General features: G+C 44.8%; 23 protein-coding genes, 1 tRNA gene and 1 pseudogene. 7 read left to right on the top strand and 18 right to left on the bottom strand.

The window, feature by feature from the left end; all coding sequences use genetic code 11:
• Window positions 1-257: 257 nt before the first annotated feature.
• The 5 genes from yeiP to ABL924_RS13965 all read left to right on the top strand — a co-directional run bounded on the left by yeiP (window position 258) and on the right by ABL924_RS13965 (window position 4,941).
• Entirely contained in the window at window positions 258-824 is a 567-nt protein-coding gene (gene yeiP, locus ABL924_RS13985; RefSeq protein WP_349027711.1) for an elongation factor P-like protein YeiP, read from the top strand.
• A gap of 181 nt (window positions 825-1,005) precedes the next feature.
• The gene (locus tag ABL924_RS13980) at window positions 1,006-1,584 is read left to right on the top strand and encodes a hypothetical protein (protein WP_349027710.1); all 579 of its coding nucleotides are present in this window, start codon (window positions 1,006-1,008) and stop codon (window positions 1,582-1,584) included.
• 61 nt (window positions 1,585-1,645) lie between these two features.
• The gene (gene uvrC, locus ABL924_RS13975) at window positions 1,646-3,481 is read left to right on the top strand and encodes an excinuclease ABC subunit UvrC (RefSeq protein ID WP_349027709.1); all 1,836 of its coding nucleotides are present in this window, start codon (window positions 1,646-1,648) and stop codon (window positions 3,479-3,481) included.
• Entirely contained in the window at window positions 3,471-4,034 is a 564-nt protein-coding gene (gene pgsA / locus ABL924_RS13970; protein ID WP_349027708.1) for a CDP-diacylglycerol--glycerol-3-phosphate 3-phosphatidyltransferase, read from the top strand. The genes uvrC and pgsA overlap by 11 nt, the downstream gene beginning before the upstream one ends.
• Window positions 4,035-4,119: 85 nt before the next feature.
• Window positions 4,120-4,941, top strand: a complete 822-nt coding sequence (locus ABL924_RS13965; RefSeq protein ID WP_349027707.1) for a TetR/AcrR family transcriptional regulator — start codon at window positions 4,120-4,122, stop codon at window positions 4,939-4,941.
• Window positions 4,942-5,283: 342 nt separating this feature from the next.
• Here the strand turns inward: ABL924_RS13965 and ABL924_RS13960 are convergent, their stop codons facing one another.
• The 3 genes from ABL924_RS13960 to ABL924_RS13950 form a co-directional block, all read right to left on the bottom strand.
• The gene (locus ABL924_RS13960) at window positions 5,284-5,538 is read right to left on the bottom strand and encodes a Txe/YoeB family addiction module toxin (protein WP_349027706.1); all 255 of its coding nucleotides are present in this window, start codon (window positions 5,536-5,538) and stop codon (window positions 5,284-5,286) included.
• Window positions 5,535-5,795 (bottom strand): type II toxin-antitoxin system prevent-host-death family antitoxin, encoded by a 261-nt coding sequence (locus ABL924_RS13955; protein WP_349027705.1) that lies wholly within the window; start codon window positions 5,793-5,795, stop codon window positions 5,535-5,537. Before ABL924_RS13955 ends, ABL924_RS13960 begins: the two co-directional genes overlap by 4 nt.
• Window positions 5,796-5,936: 141 nt before the next feature.
• Window positions 5,937-6,329, bottom strand: a complete 393-nt coding sequence (locus ABL924_RS13950) for a hypothetical protein (protein ID WP_349027704.1) — start codon at window positions 6,327-6,329, stop codon at window positions 5,937-5,939.
• A 381-nt stretch (window positions 6,330-6,710) separates the two neighbouring features.
• Between ABL924_RS13950 and ABL924_RS13945 the strand changes: the two genes are divergently transcribed.
• Window positions 6,711-7,061, top strand: a complete 351-nt coding sequence (locus ABL924_RS13945; RefSeq protein WP_349027703.1) for a hypothetical protein — start codon at window positions 6,711-6,713, stop codon at window positions 7,059-7,061.
• Window positions 7,062-7,196: 135 nt separating this feature from the next.
• Here ABL924_RS13945 and ABL924_RS13940 read toward each other — a convergent pair whose 3' ends face one another.
• The 14 genes and pseudogenes from ABL924_RS13940 to ABL924_RS13875 all read right to left on the bottom strand — a co-directional run.
• Window positions 7,197-7,892, bottom strand: coding sequence for a TMEM165/GDT1 family protein (locus ABL924_RS13940; protein ID WP_349027702.1), 696 nt, complete (start codon window positions 7,890-7,892; stop codon window positions 7,197-7,199).
• The gene (locus ABL924_RS13935; RefSeq protein ID WP_349027701.1) at window positions 7,892-8,320 is read right to left on the bottom strand and encodes a YcgN family cysteine cluster protein; all 429 of its coding nucleotides are present in this window, start codon (window positions 8,318-8,320) and stop codon (window positions 7,892-7,894) included. The genes ABL924_RS13940 and ABL924_RS13935 overlap by 1 nt, the downstream gene beginning before the upstream one ends.
• A gap of 124 nt (window positions 8,321-8,444) precedes the next feature.
• Window positions 8,445-9,497, bottom strand: a complete 1,053-nt coding sequence (locus ABL924_RS13930) for a hypothetical protein (protein ID WP_349027700.1) — start codon at window positions 9,495-9,497, stop codon at window positions 8,445-8,447.
• A 166-nt stretch (window positions 9,498-9,663) separates the two neighbouring features.
• Window positions 9,664-9,753, bottom strand: a tRNA-Ser gene (locus ABL924_RS13925).
• 123 nt (window positions 9,754-9,876) lie between these two features.
• On the bottom strand, window positions 9,877-10,737 hold the full coding sequence (gene ttcA / locus ABL924_RS13920) for a tRNA 2-thiocytidine(32) synthetase TtcA (RefSeq protein ID WP_349027699.1): 861 nt from the start codon (window positions 10,735-10,737) through the stop codon (window positions 9,877-9,879).
• A gap of 714 nt (window positions 10,738-11,451) precedes the next feature.
• Complete coding sequence (locus ABL924_RS13915) at window positions 11,452-11,667, bottom strand: DUF2283 domain-containing protein (protein ID WP_349027698.1); 216 nt, start codon at window positions 11,665-11,667, stop codon at window positions 11,452-11,454.
• Window positions 11,664-11,897, bottom strand: a complete 234-nt coding sequence (locus ABL924_RS13910; RefSeq protein WP_349027697.1) for a hypothetical protein — start codon at window positions 11,895-11,897, stop codon at window positions 11,664-11,666. Before ABL924_RS13910 ends, ABL924_RS13915 begins: the two co-directional genes overlap by 4 nt.
• A gap of 51 nt (window positions 11,898-11,948) precedes the next feature.
• Complete coding sequence (gene fabB, locus ABL924_RS13905; RefSeq protein WP_349027696.1) at window positions 11,949-13,169, bottom strand: beta-ketoacyl-ACP synthase I; 1,221 nt, start codon at window positions 13,167-13,169, stop codon at window positions 11,949-11,951.
• An 8-nt stretch (window positions 13,170-13,177) separates the two neighbouring features.
• A complete protein-coding gene (gene fabA, locus ABL924_RS13900; RefSeq protein WP_349027695.1) occupies window positions 13,178-13,693 on the bottom strand; it encodes a 3-hydroxyacyl-[acyl-carrier-protein] dehydratase FabA in 516 nt (171 codons plus the stop codon).
• Between the two features lie 97 nt (window positions 13,694-13,790).
• On the bottom strand, window positions 13,791-15,701 hold the full coding sequence (locus tag ABL924_RS13895) for a transglycosylase SLT domain-containing protein (RefSeq protein ID WP_349027694.1): 1,911 nt from the start codon (window positions 15,699-15,701) through the stop codon (window positions 13,791-13,793).
• A 331-nt stretch (window positions 15,702-16,032) separates the two neighbouring features.
• Complete coding sequence (locus ABL924_RS13890; RefSeq protein WP_349027693.1) at window positions 16,033-16,962, bottom strand: Nudix family hydrolase; 930 nt, start codon at window positions 16,960-16,962, stop codon at window positions 16,033-16,035.
• 21 nt (window positions 16,963-16,983) lie between these two features.
• Window positions 16,984-17,487, bottom strand: coding sequence for a dual specificity protein phosphatase family protein (locus tag ABL924_RS13885; RefSeq protein ID WP_349027692.1), 504 nt, complete (start codon window positions 17,485-17,487; stop codon window positions 16,984-16,986).
• A 2-nt stretch (window positions 17,488-17,489) separates the two neighbouring features.
• Window positions 17,490-18,704 (bottom strand): bifunctional glutamate N-acetyltransferase/amino-acid acetyltransferase ArgJ, encoded by a 1,215-nt coding sequence (argJ, locus tag ABL924_RS13880; protein WP_349027691.1) that lies wholly within the window; start codon window positions 18,702-18,704, stop codon window positions 17,490-17,492.
• Window positions 18,705-19,153: 449 nt separating this feature from the next.
• A pseudogene (locus tag ABL924_RS13875) lies at window positions 19,154-19,273 on the bottom strand (IS110 family transposase); the annotation flags it as partial.
• 281 nt (window positions 19,274-19,554) lie between these two features.
• Here ABL924_RS13875 and ABL924_RS13870 point away from each other — a divergent pair.
• Window positions 19,555-20,055, top strand: coding sequence for a hypothetical protein (locus ABL924_RS13870; protein WP_349027690.1), 501 nt, complete (start codon window positions 19,555-19,557; stop codon window positions 20,053-20,055).
• Here ABL924_RS13870 and ABL924_RS13865 read toward each other — a convergent pair.
• Window positions 20,047-20,231, bottom strand: a 185-nt coding sequence (locus ABL924_RS13865; protein ID WP_349027689.1) for a hypothetical protein, incomplete at its 5' end; no start/stop codon positions are given. The two genes, ABL924_RS13870 and ABL924_RS13865, sit on opposite strands and share 9 nt — an antisense overlap.

Below are 20,231 nucleotides of genomic sequence, written 5' to 3'. Positions count from 1 at the left end.
TATTTCAGCCGAATACCGCCCATTAAGGTGAATGCCAATTCAAAAAAATCGGCTTTTGACCAGTCAGCCGGAGTTTCTGCTGTTTGTGCAAAGGTCTCTATATGTAATTTGATGCGACCTATTAAACACGGTCATGCTGTAGGAGAACACGCTCGTTTGTCGTACTGAAGTGGTACAGGGTACGTTTTAAGGAAGAAAATTGGTTTAATCTGCGTTAACATATCACTGATAGAAGGCAAACAAGTTCGGAGAGCTGCGTGGCAAAAGCAAGTGAGTTAAAAAAAGGCATGGTGGTTGAGGTGAATGGTGTGCCGCATGTTGTTAAGCAGGTTGAGGTCAGGAATCCTTCATCCAGGGGAGCTTCTACCTTGTATAAGGTCAGGTTCAATAATTTGAAGACAGGCCAAAAATTGGATGAATCGTTAAAAGGTGATGATTTCTTCAAGGAAGCCGACTACGCCCGTGCCAAGGCGCAGTTTTCTTATGTGGATGGCGACAACTACGTGTTCATGAATTCCGAAGATTACAGCCAGTACACTTTACCCAGTGAAGATCTGGAAGACCAGATTGGCTATTTAACCGAAGGGCTAGAAGGCATTGTTGCCCTATTAATAGACGATGAGGTGATCGCAATTGAATTGCCGAGTTCCGTTGTTTTAGCTATCGTAGAAACCGCACCAGCAATTAAAGGCGCGACTGCGGCTGGACGTACTAAAACAGCGCGGTTGACGACTGGCATTGAAATTCAGATTCCAGAATATTTAGAAATGGAAGAATTGGTTAAGGTGAATACCGAGACTGGGAAGTTTATGTCCAGGGCTTAACTGATCTAAGAAATGAAGGTTTTGGTACATTAATTATTTGACTAACTCACCTTACGCAGGCATCCAGAAGAATCAATAGCTGTAGTGATGCTAAAAAATCATAAGTTATTGATTTTTTGTTTCAGGTGCGTAAGGTGAGTGACTTATTTAGTGTAATAATTGTCGTAACTTAACGTGTCAAATGAGCAAAATGGACAATGATCACATGCTAATTGAAGAGGCTGAGCAATTATTTGAAGCAGGAGATGTTGATCGGCTTAAGCAAATTTTAGCTCCGCTGGTTGAAAAAAATATTCCTGCGGCAATACGCTTAAACGCGAGCTTCTATAGCGCGGGCACACCAGCTGAGGAGTGTGATCTTCTATTTGTTGAAGGGATGTTCAGAGCCGCTGAGTTAGGGGATCAAAAAGCCAAATATCAGGTTGGAATGTTTTATGACTTAGGATTGTATGGAATCCCGCAAGATAAGGTTCTTGCATCACAGATTTTCAAAGAATTAGCGCAGGACGGACATCCACATTGTATGTGGATTTATGCTACTGAATTAATTTGGGGAAAGGGTTCTTTTCCAATAGCGACAGAAAATGGATTGAGGCTATTGTGCAGTGCAGCAGAAGCGGGATCTGCCGAAGCCTGTATGACAATTGCAGACTTTCACGACCAAGGCAAGTTTGGTTTCGAAAAAAATATTAAGCTCAGAGACGAATATCGTAAATGGGCAGTTCAGTTTGATGAAACCGTTTACGATCCCTATAACTGATACTCAAAAAATTAATCCTTCCAACGCTTTAGCTTAAGCATGTATTCACATCGTTTTTACTTTGATTACACCAAATTCAATCTTTGACATCCAACAATTTTTAAAGACGCTAACCAAGCGTCCGGGCATATACAAAATGCTCGACGATAAAGGCGAAATTCTTTACATCGGCAAGGCAAAAAACCTCAAAAATCGCGTTTCCAGCTATTTCAACAAGCAAACCGCATCGCCCAAGCAGCAAACGATGGTTGCCAAAATTGCGGGTATCGAAGTAACGGTAACGCATACGGAAGGCGAGGCATTGCTGCTGGAATGCCAGCTCATCAAACGGCATAAGCCCCGTTATAATATTTGTCTGCGGGATGACAAATCCTTCCCTTACATCTACCTGTCCAGTAATCAGGATTTCCCCCAAATCACCTTTCACCGTGGCGCAAAAAATAAGCGAGGGCAATATTTTGGCCCCTATCCCAGTGCGGGAGCAGTTAAAGAAAGCCTAAAGTTGTTGCAAAAAATATTTCCGGTCAGACAATGCGATGATACCGTTTACAACAACCGCACCCGGCCTTGCTTACAATACCAGATAGAACGCTGTACTGCGCCGTGTGTGGGCTTGATCGGCAAGCCTCTATATGCCCAAGATGTAGCGAGCACAGTGATGTTTCTGGAAGGTAAGGGTAGTTTGCTCATCGAAGAACTGATTGCAAAAATGGAACAGGCCGCAGCAATCCTTAACTACGAACAGGCGGCAGGGTATCGGGATCAAATCGGAAAATTACGCACCGTATTGGAAAAGAATTTTGTCCATGGCGAGCGTGGTGATGTTGATATTATTGCCTGTGTCACTAAGGCGAATGTCGCCTGTATCCAAGTGTTTTTTATCCGTAATGGGCAACATCTGGGAAATAAGGTGTTTTTCCCAAAAATGACCGAAGCTTATGAACCTAGCGCAGTTATTCAAGCATTTATTCCCCAATATTATCTCGACAAACCTGTCCCCTATGAGCTGATTGTCAGCCATGAACTGGAAGAAATCGGACTTTTGACAGACGTATTGGCTAATTTAGCTAAACATTCCGTAACGATTTCCTGCAATGTGAGGTCTGAGCGTTCCAAATGGTTGCAAATGGCATTGATGAATGCGGAAAATTCATTATTGAGTAAGTTAGCTGATAAACAAGGGCTTTATGGTCGATTTCTCAGCCTTCAGGAAGAATTGGGTTGCAAAGAAATACCTAAACGCTTGGAATGCTTCGATATAAGCCATACCCAAGGCGAACAAACCGTAGCGTCCTGTGTCGTATTTGACCGCGAAGGGCCGGTAAAATCAGCATACCGTCTATTCAATATTGAGGGCATAACAGGCGGGGATGACTATGCGGCGATATACCAAGCGGTTTCCAGGCGCTACAAACGACTGAAGCAAGGTGAGCATGCAGCGCCAGACATTCTTTTCATCGACGGCGGCAAAGGCCAAGTACGCGAGGCACAAAAGGCATTAGCCGAATTAGATATAAATGATGTTATGATAGTCGGCGTTTCCAAGGGCCCTGACAGGAAGCCGGGCATGGAGAAATTGATATTGGTTGAACAAGAACAACCAGTAGCTGTAACTCCAGGAGCAAGTGGTTTGCTGCTTATTCAACATATACGTGATGAGGCGCACCGATTTGCCATAACTGGACATAGGCAGCGGCGTGGTAAGGTCGCCAAACAGTCCGTATTGGAAGGCATATCAGGGCTGGGTGCTAAACGTAGGCAACTGTTATTAAAACAATTTGGTGGGCTTCAAGGTATTGAGCAAGCTGGGGTAGACGCTCTTTGCAGTGTAGACGGTATAAGCAAACAATTGGCGCAACGAATTTACGACAACTTTCATCACACAGATGACCATTGAATATAACATACCGACTTGTCTCACTTTGTTAAGGATTGCGTTAATTCCGTTATTGGCTGTCGTTTTTTATTTGCCTTGGGAATATACCAACGTTGCATGTACTTTTATCTTTTTCTTGGCTGGTGTTAGTGATTGGCTGGATGGTTATCTCGCCAGAAAAATGCAGCTAGAAACACCTTTTGGCGCATTTCTTGATCCCGTTGCCGATAAAGTGATGGTTGCTTTCGTGCTGGTATTGATCGTTCAGCAGCAAGCAAGCCCTTATTTGGCAGTTCCCGCCGCCATTATCATCGGCAGGGAAATAACCATTGCCTCGCTGAGGGAATGGATGGCAGAAATCGGCCAACGTGCAAAAGTAAAAGTTTCGGATTTAGGGAAATGGAAAACCGCGTCACAAATGCTGGCAATCGGCCTTTTGCTTTACCGTGAAGATTTGCTGGGTGTTCCTGTCAACGCTATTGGATATGGCCTGCTTTACATTGCAGCAGCCTTAACGTTATGGTCTATGATCAGCTATTTAAATGCTGCCCTCAAAGCGATGGCAGAAAAATAAGATTTATTATCCCAAGATCGAAATGCGATCTTAGCGAATTTTTTGCACTTACGAACAGCATATTGAATTGGCTGTGATAGAAAAAATGGAACAAGAAATAGAAGAAATCCAAGCGAAAGCTGCACTTCAGGATGATCCCGAAACTCAGGATAAAGCTGATGTTCAGAATAAAGCAGAGGCTGAGATAGCTCAGGATAAGGCTGAAACTCAAGCTCAAGCAATAGTTGAGGTTCTGGAACAAGCTGAAAGCCAAGCTATAGTTAATCTTCAAGAACAGCCAGAAATCCAAGAACAAGCTGATCCTAAAGAACAGATTGAAACTCTCGAAAATAGCGAAACTCAGGATAAAATATTGCTGGCGGCATTAAAGCTGTTTGCTGAAAAAGGCTTTTTTAACACCTCACTCACTGAGATAGCTGAAGCGGCTGGTGTAAAAAACACCAGCGCCGTTTATCAGCACTTCAAAAATAAACAAGCCATAGCAGCCCAGTTATATGCCAATATTCTCGATAGTTTAAATATATCTATCGACGATATCCGGCGCAAAAATCAAAAATCATCAGAACAGTTACGAGGCATCGTCGATTTGCTATTCAAGCTGACCGATGATGCGCCGGATGTCATGCGCTTTTTATTGGTCTTGAAGCTCGATGAATTCTTGCCGGAAGAAAAGCCGATGTTGGAAAGTCCAGCTTACGTAAAGATTCAAAAAATCATCCAGTCCGGCATCAAAGCGGGAGAAATACGCAACATTGATTCTTGGCTAGCCCATGCATATTTTTTTGGCATTATCAACAACACGTTGCGTATGGTTTTGACGGGTACTCTCGACAAAAACGCCGATGCGTATCAGTCACAAGTATGGCTTGCTGCTTGGAATGTGATTGCTAAAAAAGGATATTCGTAACGCCCTGTGGGGTTATAAAAATATTATTTCTTTCAGCCGGACGGGGCATGTTGCCCCGTCCGCAATGTTTCAGCAGGGTTCAAAAATATCACCGATAAAAACCTGGGTGGCGGGTTAGCATAACCTGTCACACAAAATTAATCTCCTTGTTGCCATTTCATCCGCGAAAACAGAAATTGGTTGAAATAAACCGCATTTGTTTGGTTTATCTCAACCAATAGCTTCACACAGCCTACCGCTTATTTTTCTTTCTGTTTCACATTAATCATTGATTTTATTAATATAATCTTTCATTTTCATATAGCGGCATGAGACGTGCTGCCGCGTAGAAACTGTAAAAAATCAATAATGGTATCTACATTGCGCGATTATAATTTCGGTTTCCGTTACCCAATAAACTAGCCGATGCTCAAGATCAATTCGCCGTGACCAAAAACCTGTAAGCTCATGCTTAAGCGGTTCAGGCATCCCGATACCCGCAAACGGATTTCGGCGAATATCCTTAATGAGCGTGTTAATGCGTTTAAACTGGGTCTTATCGGTTTCGTACCAATGCATGTACTGATCCCACGCTTTGCCACGAAAACACAATCTCACTCATCATCCTCAATCAATTCGTGGTAAACCACGTTTCCCGCCTTAATCTCGGTTATTGCCTCTTCCAAATCCTTTTTGTTTGCAGGGCTTGCCATCAGGTAAGCCGTTTCGTCGTAAGCATTAAAGTCTTCCAGCGACATCAATACAGCAGGTTTGCCATTTTGCCGAGTAATCAAGATCGGCAAGTGGTCTTCGTTCACACGGTCTATCGTTTTTGCCAAGTTGTTACGTAAATCAGAATAGCTTATCGCCAGCATAAAAACCTCCATTTATTAATAAGTACGCATTATTGTACCGTACTTATTATTGTACAATAATAAAATAATGATGAACATCAAATCTGGCTTGGCTTGGCATGCCCTCAGCCGGACTGGGCATGTTGCCCCGTTCGTAAAGTTTCAACGGGGGTCAAAAACGTCACCGTCAGCAAAACGTGAGTGACGGGTAACATACCCCATCACGCGAAAGACACTGCAAAAGTTTGCATAACGTTCACTGGTCTTTAGGAGGGGTTTGAATGTTAACCATGCCGACACCGCCATTGCTGCCGTGCCTAGCAAGCGCAAAGGTAAAATTTTATTGATAAAAACTTGGCAAAATTGCTTATCGTTTATGGCATCAAATAAATCAGTGCCAAAATACGTTATACCAACACATAATGCCACTGTGCCGGCAACACGCCGACGGGTTACGTGCCTTGCGCTGTAATCACACAAAAATTGGCGTTCGATTTCAGCCTCAAACGGTTTGGGTGGAAACAATGCGCTACGAAATAAGGTAATCGGATTCATTGGTGCAGATTGTCTGTGGTGTGGAATCTTTATCTTTCCATTCGGAGTAATACGCTGCGCTATTGCACGGTTTATTACCTGATCTTAAGTAGAAGTATCCCATGCACCATACCAACTTAAAGCAGTTGCGCCGAGTGATTTGATGTTGAGGGGACAATATCACTTAACTATCCCATTGATCTGTGCCAGCTAAAGCCTAAATTGTGTCGTAAAAATCATGCTAGTATGACGTTGTTGCAGTTTCGATAAAATGTTTGCAGGTAACTTAATTTCCTGAAAAAGAACGATATTTCAAGCAATGAACTTTTACTTGGTATAAAACTCCTAGAAGCACAGTGACTTACTCACTGCCTCTTTCAATTATTAATTAAGGTGGTTTCAATGAAAAATAGTTACCCATCAATTGCAGCAATGTGTTTATTCGCGTTAATCACTGCAACAAGTAACGCAGAGGATGTACAAAAATCTCCCCCTATGCCGATGAAGGGTATGGGCATGGGCATGCATCATGGTATGGGTGGCGGTATGATGTCAGGCATGACCGAAGAACAGAAAGACAAACACATGAGTTCGATGCAAGAACATATGCTAAAAATGCACGACCTTTCTAATCAAATATTGGCGGAAAAAGATCCCGCTAAAAAAGAAACACTTAAAAAACAACAACTACAGCTAATGAAAGCACATCATGCCGAGATGATGGAAAGTCATCAACAAATGCCGATGAAATAAATAGGCAGCTTTGCGGAAAACAGAGCCGTACTTGTCACTCATTCAAAATTGACGCGCAAAGTAAATCGAACTACGCGCGTTAATAAAACTGCTCTGCTAAGAGCAATACACGCCACATCAGAGAGCGCGGCGACCTTAAGATCCAAAATAACTTTGATACGCCTTAACAACAGCGACACCTGATAACATCAAAAAGAGCGTCCCGCCGATTTTATGTAACAGTTCCAGAGAGATTTTTTCCAGTAGCTTTTTTCCTGCTAAAACGCCCAATGCTGATGTAGTGCCAAGCGCTATAGTAGAACCCAACCATACCCCAATAGGACTGCTTGTACTGCTCAGGGCAACCACAGCAAGTTGAGTTTTATCGCCGAATTCGGCAACAGTAATTAATAAAAAGGTGGCAAAGAAGATCCCATGCCCACTTTTTTCTTTAACTTCCTCATGTGGGTCTTCAAGTTGGGTGCGCAGTGCTTGTATACCGAAGATGATAAACAACAAAGCAACCGCCGCCGCGATTACATATTCAGGAAGCCAATTGGCGATTGCCTTACCAAAGCCGACGGCTAAAGCATTCAATACCGCAAACGCACTGAGCGCACCAAGTACCACAGGAACTGGTCGATGCTTTGATGCCAGTGCCATACAGACCAGCTGGCTTTTATCGCCCATCTCAGCAGCCAAAATTAAGGCAAAACTAGTCGCTACAGCCGTAAGAATAGCTTGTACTTCATCAAACGGAAAACTTGAAAAAAACAAGGTTAATTTGTGGAGAAACTCATAAGGGGTATCTGTTGATTTTAATGATCCGCCAATTAAAATCGCAGTTCTCATTATTCTAACCACTCAATTACATGGTCTTCCAAATCGTCCGCTTGCGATTCTGCAACCGCAAAACTTCTGATGGAAACGCCAGCTTCTATTACGCTACTTGATTTACCGGAAACCAGAGGATGCCAATCGGCAAGTTCTTTGCCTTCAGCAACCAAACGGTAAGCGCAGGTTGACGGTAGCCAGGCAAATTCGGCAACATCATTTTGCTTTAGATCGAGACATTCAGGGACTAAGCGGGTGCGTTCTGGGTAATGGGTGCATCGACAGGATGTCAAATTCAACAAACGACAGGCAACATTGGTGTAGTAAACCTTGCCGGTATCTTGATCTTCAAGCTTATGCAAACAGCATTTGCCGCAACCATCACATAAAGATTCCCATTCCTCATGGGTCATTTCAGCTAAGGTTTTGGTTTTCCAAAAACTCATGGCCTGGATAGCCAAACAAACTCAAAACCCAGCTTAATCATTGGTTTTTGGGATTCATGTCGAAGAAAACAAGGGAAGGTAAGGCCAATGTTTTTCCTACACTAACTGGTCGCATCTTCATCTTCTAGCGGCTGCGACCGACATTCCATATCCGCTCGGCATGGCTGCCAATAAACCATAGGCTGGCAGCCAGAATGGCGAAAAATACCGTTTTGTGTAAGCCATTCCAGAAATACTCAAAAAACCGCGTGTATAGATTGATACCTAAAAAAGTGATGCCAAAGCCTCGCGTCATGCTGTCATCAAACCTCAACCCATGCCAAATTGAGGCACACGCCGCCACGCCAAACAACAATGCCCACGGAAGCAGCGATAACTTATCGCGCCCACTCCACCAACTGTCATAGTTGGTGTAATTGCCAAAGATAGACATAATCCACAACGCTATGAACGAATACAACAAACCCATAGCCAAGGTAGGCCGCGAAAAACTTGCGCGTGGTGACCATTGGCTGACTACATAACTTAATGCGGTTAGGCCAGCGCCAAAAAACACAAAACGCAACGGCCAGCTCATCCCCAGATAATACGCGCCATAACCGGACATATAGCCAGTCTCGCCGCCAAACCACGCACCCAGCGATAGCAATCCAAACACATAAACCAATCCAGATGGAAACCACAACCCAAGCGCACAATAAATGGCGGCGGCAAGCGCAAATAGTAAGGAGAAATGTCCGTTGCCGGTATCGTAAGCCCTACCTAAAAACCCAATAGCAACCGCAGTCGCCAAAACCCCCAGAAACAGGACTGCGCCATTTGAGTAAAGTTTTTGCGGTGCAGCTTGCCTTCGGACTAAACCCCAACCGTAAAAACTGGCGGCAATGAGGGTGAAACATGCGCTTTTGCCGAGATCAGAAAAACGCCAGAACCAGCTAAACAGGTTTTTTAACATGTCCATCAGCGCACTGTCCGCCAACGCACTGGTCACGCTAATGAGGATGCTGGCAACGGCTGCCCAGAAGGCATATTTTGCCAGCCGGCCCCAATCCATTGTGGAAACCGTCATATTTTCGCACAAGGTTTTTCCCAGCTCAGGAGACAGTAAACCGCGTGTTTGCCAGTCTTCCAGCGCCTTGTTAATTATCTTGCCTTGTTTACGGGTATAAGTTGCCATCTTCTTTCTCGAACATAGTCATTAGTAGAAGCGATTACTTTACTTTGACTAGGAATATAAACACATTGATCACTGCATAAGTGTAGTGCTTTTTCACGCGGACATTGCATTAAGACGAACAAGCCGAATAAGTTGGCTGATTCCGAGATGGTGTGGTGAGTAGAGATGGCGGAGAAGCAGGGATTCGAACCCTGGGAGGGGATAAACCCTCAACGGTTTTCAAGACCGCCGCATTCGACCGCTCTGCCACCTCTCCGAAGCCGCATAGTTTAACCTAACGGCTCTAAAAATCAATTGAATATTAGCTTTTATACCAATGTATTTCATTAGATGAACGCATGAATCTATATATCAATGGCAAAGTAGTGTCAGATCAAAGCTACTGCGCTAATACTTCCAAACCTTCTGTGATTGTAATTCCCTGAGCTGTTGGTTGTAATTCACGGGCTAAGGCCAACCCAGGAAAATCAAACAACTGAGTGTCTGCCAGTTGCGATGGCGCGACGTTTTGGAGGCTGGTGAATATGGTTTCTAAGCGACCAGGAAATTGCTTATCCCAGACTTTTAGCATGACCTTCATGGCTTTTCTTTGGAGGTTTTCCTGTGAACCACAGAGATTACAGGGGATGATAGGGTAATTCCTGAATGTGGAAAACCCCTCGATGTCTTTTTCGCGGCAATACGCTAATGGGCGGATGACAATATTTTTTTTGTCATCACTGAGTAGCTTAGGCGGCATGGCTTTCAGTTTGCCGCCGTAAAAGATATTCAAAAAGAAAGTTTCCAGAATGTCATCACGATGATGACCTAAGGCGATTTTGGTGATGCCGTTGGCTTCTGCGTAGCCATATAGCGTGCCACGCCGTAATCTTGAACATAGCCCACAAGTGGTCGCTCCTTCCGGTATTACGCGCTTGACCACGCTGTAGGTATCTTTCTCGATGATGTGATAAGGCACACCGATGGACGACAGGTATTCGGGTAGGACGTGTTCAGGAAATCCCGGCTGTTTTTGGTCGAGGTTGACGGCGATTAGCTCGAAGTTGACGGGCGCGGTTTTCTGCAAATTGAGCAGAATGTCGAGCATAGTGTAAGAATCCTTGCCGCCGGACAAGCAAACCATGACCTTATCGCCCTCTTCAATCATGTTGTAATCGGCAATCGCATCACCGACATAGTGGCGTAAGCGTTTTTGCAGCTTATTGAATTGGGTGCGGGATTTTTGGGTTGGGTCGGTCATGGTTAGTTTGAGGGTATTCGATAAACGGTATCTACGAGCTACTGCAATGAATGACCCTTGGTTCAGTCAAAATACGAATAAACTATCACTCCAAGAGATGGAACCACTATAAATTTTGTTTCACCGTTAACGCTAGCAGAATAATAAGATCCAGTTTTCTTTCCAGCAGTAATAATACTTCCGAGCAATTCGTGTTCACCACAATAAAACCAAGACCCCTCATTGTACCAACCTTCTGGCACAGGTGTTTCACTCCATGCTGAATAGTGGTTATTCCCATATTTATGAAGAATTCTTGCTTATGTAGCATTCTCGAAAAATTTCAACCTCTCGGAATTAATTTTCGAAACTGTAGAATCAGATATTTTAAAAATTGCTAAACCACAAGCAATTTCTTCGTGTGATAACAAAGTGTCAGCAATTTTAAATTCGACAGGAATAGACTCCTCGAAAAACAGTCTGCTTGACTCATGGAATATCATAACCGCTAGAGCACACAGAATAGAAACAATCGTTAAACCGACAATAAGCTTCCGTGAACTCATAGCTATTCCTGTTTTTATAATGCTCAACGAACTAAGTTGAGCTGTAGCATGTGTGCAATTTTTCATTCGGCGGATTACGACGCACCCAACCAAAGTGAAAATTCAGAACGCAACCGATTTGCGCGTCTAATCCGCCCTACGTGCTCATTTCCGCGCATGAACAATACGATTATGCCGCATTCAAATCCTGCAACGGCAAGTGCGACAACGACACGGAATTGATGTCAGTCTTTTGGCTGGCGTGTTGCACGTCTATGCCCACTAACACGCCATTGCTGTCAAAATCCAGCACCACGCCATCGGCCACTTCGTCGGAATCGACCGAGGGCGTGTTGGATAGGTGGATGTACAATGAATCAGTTGCCTTATCGTAACTTAATTTCATGGCTTGAATCTCCGGTCTGGAAAGGCGTTATGTAAGGTAACGCCATCGTCCAAGGTAATTACCCGTAAATATTTATTCAATTCTGGCACAAAAATCCAATGGCGAATACGGCCATCGGGCTGAATTTCCCGCCGGAGCGGATTTGTTAACGCGGTTTGACACCATTCTATTTTAATATAAGGCCGCTTAAGTAAGACATCATTACGAAAATAATCAGTCGCAGGCGGCATGTCCACAGATAAACCTTATCGCATTTGGGTAGCATTACAAGCTACAAATGCTTATCCATTAAAACGCTGAAAAATCAACGTCGCATTCGTACCACCAAAGCCAAAACTATTGGACATAATGGTGTTCAAAGTGACGTTATCTTGCCGTTCCCGCACGATGGGGATGCCTTCCGCACCGGGATCGAGGTCGGTGATGTTGGCGGAGACGCTGAGGAAGTTGTTTTCCATCATCAACAAGGAATAAATCGCTTCGTTAACCCCCGCAGCACCTAAGGCGTGTCCGGTTAAGGATTTGGTGGAGCTTACCCAAGGCACGTTTTCTGCGCCAAATACCGCACGTAAGGCTTCCAATTCTTTGGTATCGCCAACTGGCGTACTGGTGCCGTGGGCGTTGATGTAGTCGATTTTGTCATGCACGGTCGCCATTGCTTGCTGCATACACCTAACCGCACCTTCACCCGATGGCTGCACCATGTCGTAACCATCAGAAGTCGCGCCGTATCCGGTCAATTCCGCGTAGATTTTCGCGCCACGGGCTTTTGCATACTCCAGTTCTTCCATGACTAACACGCCGCCGCCGCCGGAGATAACAAAGCCGTCGCGGTTAACATCGTAAGGACGAGAAGCAGTATCAGGAGCATCGTTATATTTGGATGACAACGCACCCATCGCATCGAACAATAAGGATAAAGTCCAGTGCAGCTCTTCGCCGCCGCCAGCAAATACGATGTCTTGCTTGCCCAGTTGAATTAGTTCCGAGGCGTGGCCGATGCAGTGTGCGCTGGTGGAACAAGCCGAGGTAATCGAATAATTGACCCCTTTAATTTTAAAGGGTGTCGCCAAACAGGCGGTATTGGTGCTGGACATGCTGCGGGTGACCATATAAGGCCCCACTTTTTTGATACCTTTCTCGCGCAAAATATCCGCAGCTTCCACCTGATTCGAGGTAGAGGGTCCACCCGAACCCATAACCAAGCCGGTACGGACGTTGCTTACGTCATTCTCAGCCAAACCCGCATCATCAATCGCTTGCTGCATGGCGATATAGTTAAATGCCGCGCCATCGCCCATAAAGCGTTTGACTTTGCGGTCGATGAATTCGTCCTGGTCGATGTTGATCGCGCCGTGGACATGGCTGCGGAAACCCATTTCCTTATAGACATCTGCAAACACGATGCCGGAGCGGCCTTGCTTTAGGGAATCGAGGACTTCAGCCTTATTGTTGCCAATGCTGGAAACGATGCCATAGCCTGTTACCACTACCCGTTTCATAACGACTCCTAAAAATCCGACAAGGATGTAAATAAACCAACACGTAAATCAGTGGCTTCGTAGATGACCTTACCATCGACTTCCATCGTGGCATCGGCAATACCCATATAGAGTTTACGCATGATCAGCCGCTTCATATCTAGGCGGTAAGTCACTTTTTTGGCAGTCGGCAAAACTTGGCCCGTAAATTTGACATCACCCACGCCCAACGCACGACCTTTGCCCGGCCCACCCATCCAGCACAGGAAGAATCCGACCAATTGCCACATGGCATCCAGCCCCAAACAACCGGGCATGACGGGATCGCCTTGAAAATGGCAGGCAAAAAACCACAAATCAGGATGTATATCCAACTCAGCGACCATCTGGCCTTTACCGTACTTGCCGCCTTCATCGGTGATCAGGGTAATCCTGTCCATCATAAGCATGGGCGGCAACGGTAATTGCGCGTTAGCAGGCCCGTATAGCTCTCCCCTGCCCGATTTTAGCAACTCTTCATAGGTTAAACTATGCTGTTTCGACATAACGATATTCCGCACCTTGTTGGCTATAATTTTTATAAAAGCACTGTATTATCGTACAGACACCGGAAAAAATCAGCTCAAATTTTAGCCCGTTGTATTATGGCGTGACATCCCGCAATAAGTTCTTCAACTTGAGACTGCCTTTTTTTAGCCGCTGCTGATAAATAATCGCGTACGAAAGTACCGTAGAAACGTATTTTCGGGTTTCTTTGAAAGGGATAGTTTCGATCCAGATGTCAGCCGGAACTGGAGACGTTATAGGCAACCATTTTTTTGCGCGATTAGGCCCTGCATTATAGGCCGCCCCAGCTACGGCAACATGACCGCCGAAGCGAGTTAACAAATCCTTAAAGTAATAGCCGCCGTAGTTGATATTTAATTCTGGTTTGAATAAATCATTATCAGATTGCCACGGCTCGAGCAATGTTCTAGCCACTGTTCGGGCTGTTTCTGGCATAAGTTGCATCAAGCCTTTTGCCCCAACAGAGGATACCGCATTTTTATCCAACATACTTTCCTGCCGCATCAAGCCGAACAGTAAAGCGGGATCAAGCCCATGTTTATCAGCACTGGTTTGCACTTCGGTAAGATACAAAACTGGAAACCGCAACGCCATATCGTCCCAATAATCGGCTTTTACCAATGTTGTAATCGCAATTTGATCCCACTGCCATTGCTGCGCCAATTTCGCTGCCGTCAGGAGTTTTTCCTTGGGTAAATTTTTTATCGCAAACTGCCATTGGCGACGTGCTTCTAAATCCAGATTAAGTAACTTAAACTCATAGCAGGCATTAAAATCGGGATGTTCTGCGAATTGCTTGAGCTCATCTTCCTGCACCTTTACGGACTGGTCGATGATTTGATACGGCATATTGACAGTATCCGCTGCCAGAAAACCATAATAGCTTCGGTCTTTGGCTAATTCTGTGTAGACTTTGTTTGATTCTTGCTTCTTTCCTATTTCTTGCAATCCCCTCGCCTGCCAGTATTGCCACTTGGGTTCTTGTTGCTCGTCCAAAGTCAAATCTGTCAACGCACTGTTGACATGCTGCCAATTTTGCTCAAGCAATGCCGCCCTTACTTTTGCCGCTCTGGCTTCTTCATCCGTTTGTGTTACCTTATTAAGGTGACCGTAAGCACGGTTATCTTTTTTGCCGAGCAAAGCCAACCCAAGCTTACGTTCAACGGCCTGGGCAGTTTGTCCATCAACAGCAACATCGGATTTTTTGCCGTCCCAAACTGCTAATGCCTTCTCCAAATTGGCATTTGCCAACCGCTTGATAGCGTGGGCAAACAGCCGGCCTGTTTGGGCAGTTTTCTCCTGCCAAAATCGACTGTCTTCAACCAATTCCGGCTTTTGATGCAGTTGCAGCCAGTCCTCGGCATTTTTTCGTGCGGATTCTTTCAGCAAAAGTGATGTCGCTCGTGCTGTTTCAGTATTGTTGCCTTCTATTGCCGTCTCAAACCGTTGCCAAAACAAATCAGGCGTAATAAGGGATGAATTTTGCAGTGCAGAAAATAGCCGCTGACACAGCTTTTCTGCTGCACGACCAGAAAGCCACAAATGTTTTGCTTCGGCCAATGCTTGTTGTTGCTTGCCTGTTTGGTATTGCGCCCATTGGTACTGGCAATCATCAGCACTGCTCTCATTCACTTCGTAATGCTTAATAAAATCGTCCCAGCGTTCGTGTTCGGCAAGATAATCTAGCCACTTGGAACGCAGCAATCCGGCATAGCGGGTGTTTTTATAAGTCGATAAGAATGTCAGCACCTGATCGGTTTGATCAGTATGATCTTTCAGCCATTGATATTTTACGTAAGGATACAACGAGTAATCGGTCAAGCTGGCGCTAACCTCCAGAAATCCGGCTTCGTTCTTCTCAGACAGGTATTTCACAGCTTGTAAGAAAGCCTGGCGCTGGTCGTTGAGCTTATCGCTTAAGGCAACAGAAGGCAGCAATAATAAGCTGCACATCCAGACAACAATTTTGAAATAGTTTAGATTCATAAAGAAATATTTAAAAAACACGTCATTCACGGAAATCCCTGCCGAACTGACAGCGGCAACATTCTCTTAAATTAAGGGAATCTCTAAAAACTCAAAAAGCTCCTTCTCCCTTCGGGAGAAGGTTGGGATGAGGGGTTTAAAATCAGGCATTTACAATCCTCACCCTAGCCCTAGCCCTCTCCCTGAGGGAGAGGGGGGGGGTTAGACATCCCCATTAGTCTATCTTGAAGAAAATTGGACTCAACAACTTACCCGTTCGTCCTAAACTTGTCGAAGAACTTAATCAAGGATTCCATTCAAATACTGAATTCAACTATGATTTTCGACAATTTCACTCCAAAAACGCCCTAATTCCACCAACACCCTGCGCCCCCGCTTTCTGCGCCGCAAACAAATCAACCGCCGACAATCCACCCAACGCGTAAACAGGCAGGTTTGTATTTGCAACCAACTTAGCAAATTGATCCCAACCTAAAACCTCAGCATCTGGGTGTGTTGGAGTCGGCAACACCGGAGCTAACACCACAAAATCAACCCCAATTTTTTGGGCATGGTGTAACTCATCACTATTATGGCAGGATGCAGCCACCCACCGTTTATTTAAAGGCCTCTTATCACGAGCCAGCAAATCCAAACTAGTTAAATGCAGCCCGTCAACTTCAAAACCTTCTGCATTATCGACCGAAGAGTTCAATAATAACCAAGCATTATGGGCTTTACACAAAGGATAGGCTTGCTCAAGAAACGCTTCTACCGCCGCAACGGATAGGGTTTTCAACCGTGCTTGAATGAGCTTAATGCCTTTATTAAGAATTGTTACCAGGTTAACCAGCAAAAGCGCGGGATCGGCATCATCCAAAATCGCGTAATAGCGCGGCAATCGGGCTGCGGCAATAATTGGCTGATTGGCAACTGGAAAAGCGTAGTTGACCAAATCATCAGGATTCACCCACAAAAACGGTTGGCCTTCGCAACTTTTTACCACACCGTCAAAACGCTCAACTGCAAACACGTGGAGTTGCACGGCTAAATCGGGGTATTGATGGTTGATCGTGATCAGCGGCGTTGCCGTTTGAACGGTGATATCCAGTTCTTCTTTAAGTTCCCGCGCCAAGGCTTGTTCAGCAGTTTCTGATGCTTCACTTTTGCCGCCGGGGAACTCCCATAAGCCGCCTTGGTGTAAGTTTTCGTTCCTTAGTGAAATCAAGACTTGACCTGACGAGTTTTTGACAACGCCAACAGCAACCTGCAAGGATTTCATGTCAATAAGTTGAAACAATTGTTATGAATTTCCGACAATTTCAATGTGGTTTGTCATAAGCCAATTACATTGTTCGTCCGTATCTGGTACTTGTATATGCCTTTTCAGAGAAATGAGTTCAAACGCAGCACTAGGGTTATATCCGTGGTGCAATAGAATACCCGCAGCTACTAAACCAGTACGCCCAATTCCAGCCCGGCAATGTACGATAGTATTTTTCCCATCCGAAACTTGATGATAAAGATTTTTTGTGAAGCGGCTAAATTCGCTCACTGACTTTGGCAAGCCCCGGTCTTGAATTGGGAATGAAATAAATTCCATTCTATTTTTCTCTGCCAGTTGCTTTTCGTCTTGCAAACCGACTACATAAGCTTCTTGGAGTTCTAGCAAGGAAACGATTTGATGTATTCCTTGTTTGGCTATGCCCAAAAACTCATCTTCAATCCATTCTCCCGCAGATGGTTTTGCCATAACTGCAAGAAAACCCAACCCAATATCTTCAATCTTATAAATACTGGGTTGCAACACTATGTCCTATACTCCGCATTAATCTTCACATAATCATAAGAAAAATCGCAGGTTAGGACTTCCTGAACTGCTTTCCCACGCCCCAATTTGACGGTAATCGTGATTTCTTCTTGCTTCATAACCCTCTGTCCGGCGGCTTCGGTGTAATCATCAGCGCAGCCGCCATTCCTGACGATGCAGACATCGTTCAGATAAATCTGAACGTCTTCCAACACCATGTTTTCGACTCCGGCGCGGCCTACCGCTGCCAAAATACGTCCCCAATTAGGATCGCTGGCAAAAAAAGCTGTCTTCACTAAGGGCGAATGGGCGATGGTTTTACCGACGCACACCGCTTCTTCGTCGGATTTGGCTTGTTCGACGACGATACGCATCAATTTGGTTGCGCCTTCGCCGTCGCGGATTATTAATTCCGCCAGTTGCTTACACACCACCATGATGGCATCGGCAAATATATGATAATTCTCCGTGCTTGCAGTAATTTCCGGCGCAGAACTCTGGCCACTCGCCATCAACACACAAGCATCATTGGTGGAAGTATCGCCATCGACGGTAATCCGGTTGAAGGATTGCTCAACAGCCTTAGCCAAACATGTTTGCAGCAACGGCTGGGCAATCTTGGTATTTGTGGCGATAAACGCCAGCATCGTCGCCATATCTGGCTGTATCATGCCCGCGCCTTTGGAAATACCATTGATGGTGATGGGCTGACCGTCCAGTATTATTACTTTGGATACCCCTTTGGGGAAGGTGTCGGTGGTCATAATAGCGCGTGCGGCTTTGCCCCACGAATCTGCACTTAACAGCTCAACAGCGGCAGGTAATGCGGCGATAATCTTTGCTGCAGGTAAAGGCTGACCGATTACTCCGGTAGAAAACGGCAACACTTGATTAGCCTGACCACCAACTATTTCGGCAACTCCGGCACAAGACAACAACGCATCATCCATGCCCTGCTTACCCGTACCCGCATTGGCATTGCCAGAATTAATCAGCAACCAACGCGGTTGCTGCAAAAGATGGGCTTTCGCTACATGCACCGGAGCGGCACAAAAGGCGTTACGCGTGAATACGGCGGCGCAGGTAGCGCCTTCCGCCAAAGCAATCAGCAGCAAATCATCCCTAACAGTTTGTTTAATACCTGCATTGGTCGTGCCTAGCTTAATACCGGGGATTTCCGGCATGTTGGGGAAATTGTTTTGTCCTACGGCCATGTGATAATTTCTCTTTAAAAAATATGATGTTAAGAATTATTGGGGTTAATTTCGAGCATATGGAAACCTCTAATAATCCCCTCTCCCTCTGGGAGAGGGCTAGGGTGAGGGATATAATTGCTTGATTTTATTACCCTCATCCCGACCTTCTCCCAGAGGGAGAAGGAGTTTTTTGAATTTTTAGAGATCCCTTTATATTTTTCAACAACCCGTCCTTTCGGTAATGAGTGCCGAGATCTAAAAGCCAAGGATGGTTATGCTAAACCCTAAACCGAGCCACCAGCCAAGGTGCAGGGTAGTTGAGGTGTGCCGCTCCTAGTTTAATCGGTTCAGACAACTCTTGGTGCGTTATGAAAAAATGGATCGGAGCTATCGGCTTACTTAAGCGTGCTACTTCCGTGATCTTTTTAAGGAAAAATCAGGGTAATATTATTACGTATAAGCTCTAAGTAGGCCAACACTTGGTTGCGCTTGAGCTGTTTGTGCAGGACAGCCTTCCCATTCCGGTCAACACCGTGTACCTGAAATATGTTTTTTACAATGTCCAGACCAATTGTCTTAATATTCATCTCGGATTCCTCGCCTTCTGTTAAGTGGTGGTTTTACCCTCCCGCTTTGGCACATCGCGATGCCGTTGGGAAGGCGAGGAACCCATACCATTAGGCTAATCGCTTAGGTATGACGAGAAAGTAGGCGCATCTATCGAGAACACGACAAACGAGCATTGGCTTCATTGCATTCAGCCCAAACTGTCGAACTCATATCAAAAGTGCGCAAGCACCTGTTTCATCGAACTATTGTTTTAGGTCACCTATGATATTCAACTAAATTTAATAAAAGAGCAATACCTATGGAAATAGTTACAGCTTTAATTGCTGCATTAACATCATTAATTGTGTCTGCTGTAAGTTATCTTATCCAGCAAAGAGAAATAGATAAACGCTTAGATCGCATGTTTACTGATCGCCTATATAATATGAGATTAGAGTGCTATCCTCCAGCATTTGACGTAACAGATCAAATTCTCCGTCGGCCTAAGCCAGAAGGCATAGTTTCCGAACAGAACTTAGAAAAGATTAGATATGATCTTGTCGATTGGAAAAAAGGTGTTGTTAACATAGCAATAAGCGGAAAATCGTTGATGGCTTTTCGCGCACTTATTTCAGCACTTAGTATGGGAAAAGGATTAAAAGATCGATATACAGATGAGCAAATCGAAAAGATATTTAACTGTAAAAATCAATTTAGAAAAAATTTAAGAGCTGATTTAGGTTGTCTATACAATGAGGAGCAAGCTAGTACCTTAATTCAAAAAGCCAAGCAAAATTTTAGTAGTAATTTCTTAAAATGAGGTCTTAGGACGTACTCGAAGAACCAAGTGCATCTGTCGAGAAGACAACAGATGCGTTTTACTTTTTTCAAAACATCCTGAGACCTTTGCACAAACAGCAGAAACTCCGGCTGACTGGTCAAAAGCCGATTTTTTTGAATTGGCATTCACCTTAATGGGCGGTATTCGGCTGAAAT

The organism is Methyloglobulus sp. (assembly GCF_040079455.1).
Taxonomy (GTDB): domain Bacteria; phylum Pseudomonadota; class Gammaproteobacteria; order Methylococcales; family Methylomonadaceae; genus Methyloglobulus.
Note: the sequence above shows the minus strand (reverse complement) of the source record. Positions and strands in the feature narration are given on the sequence as shown.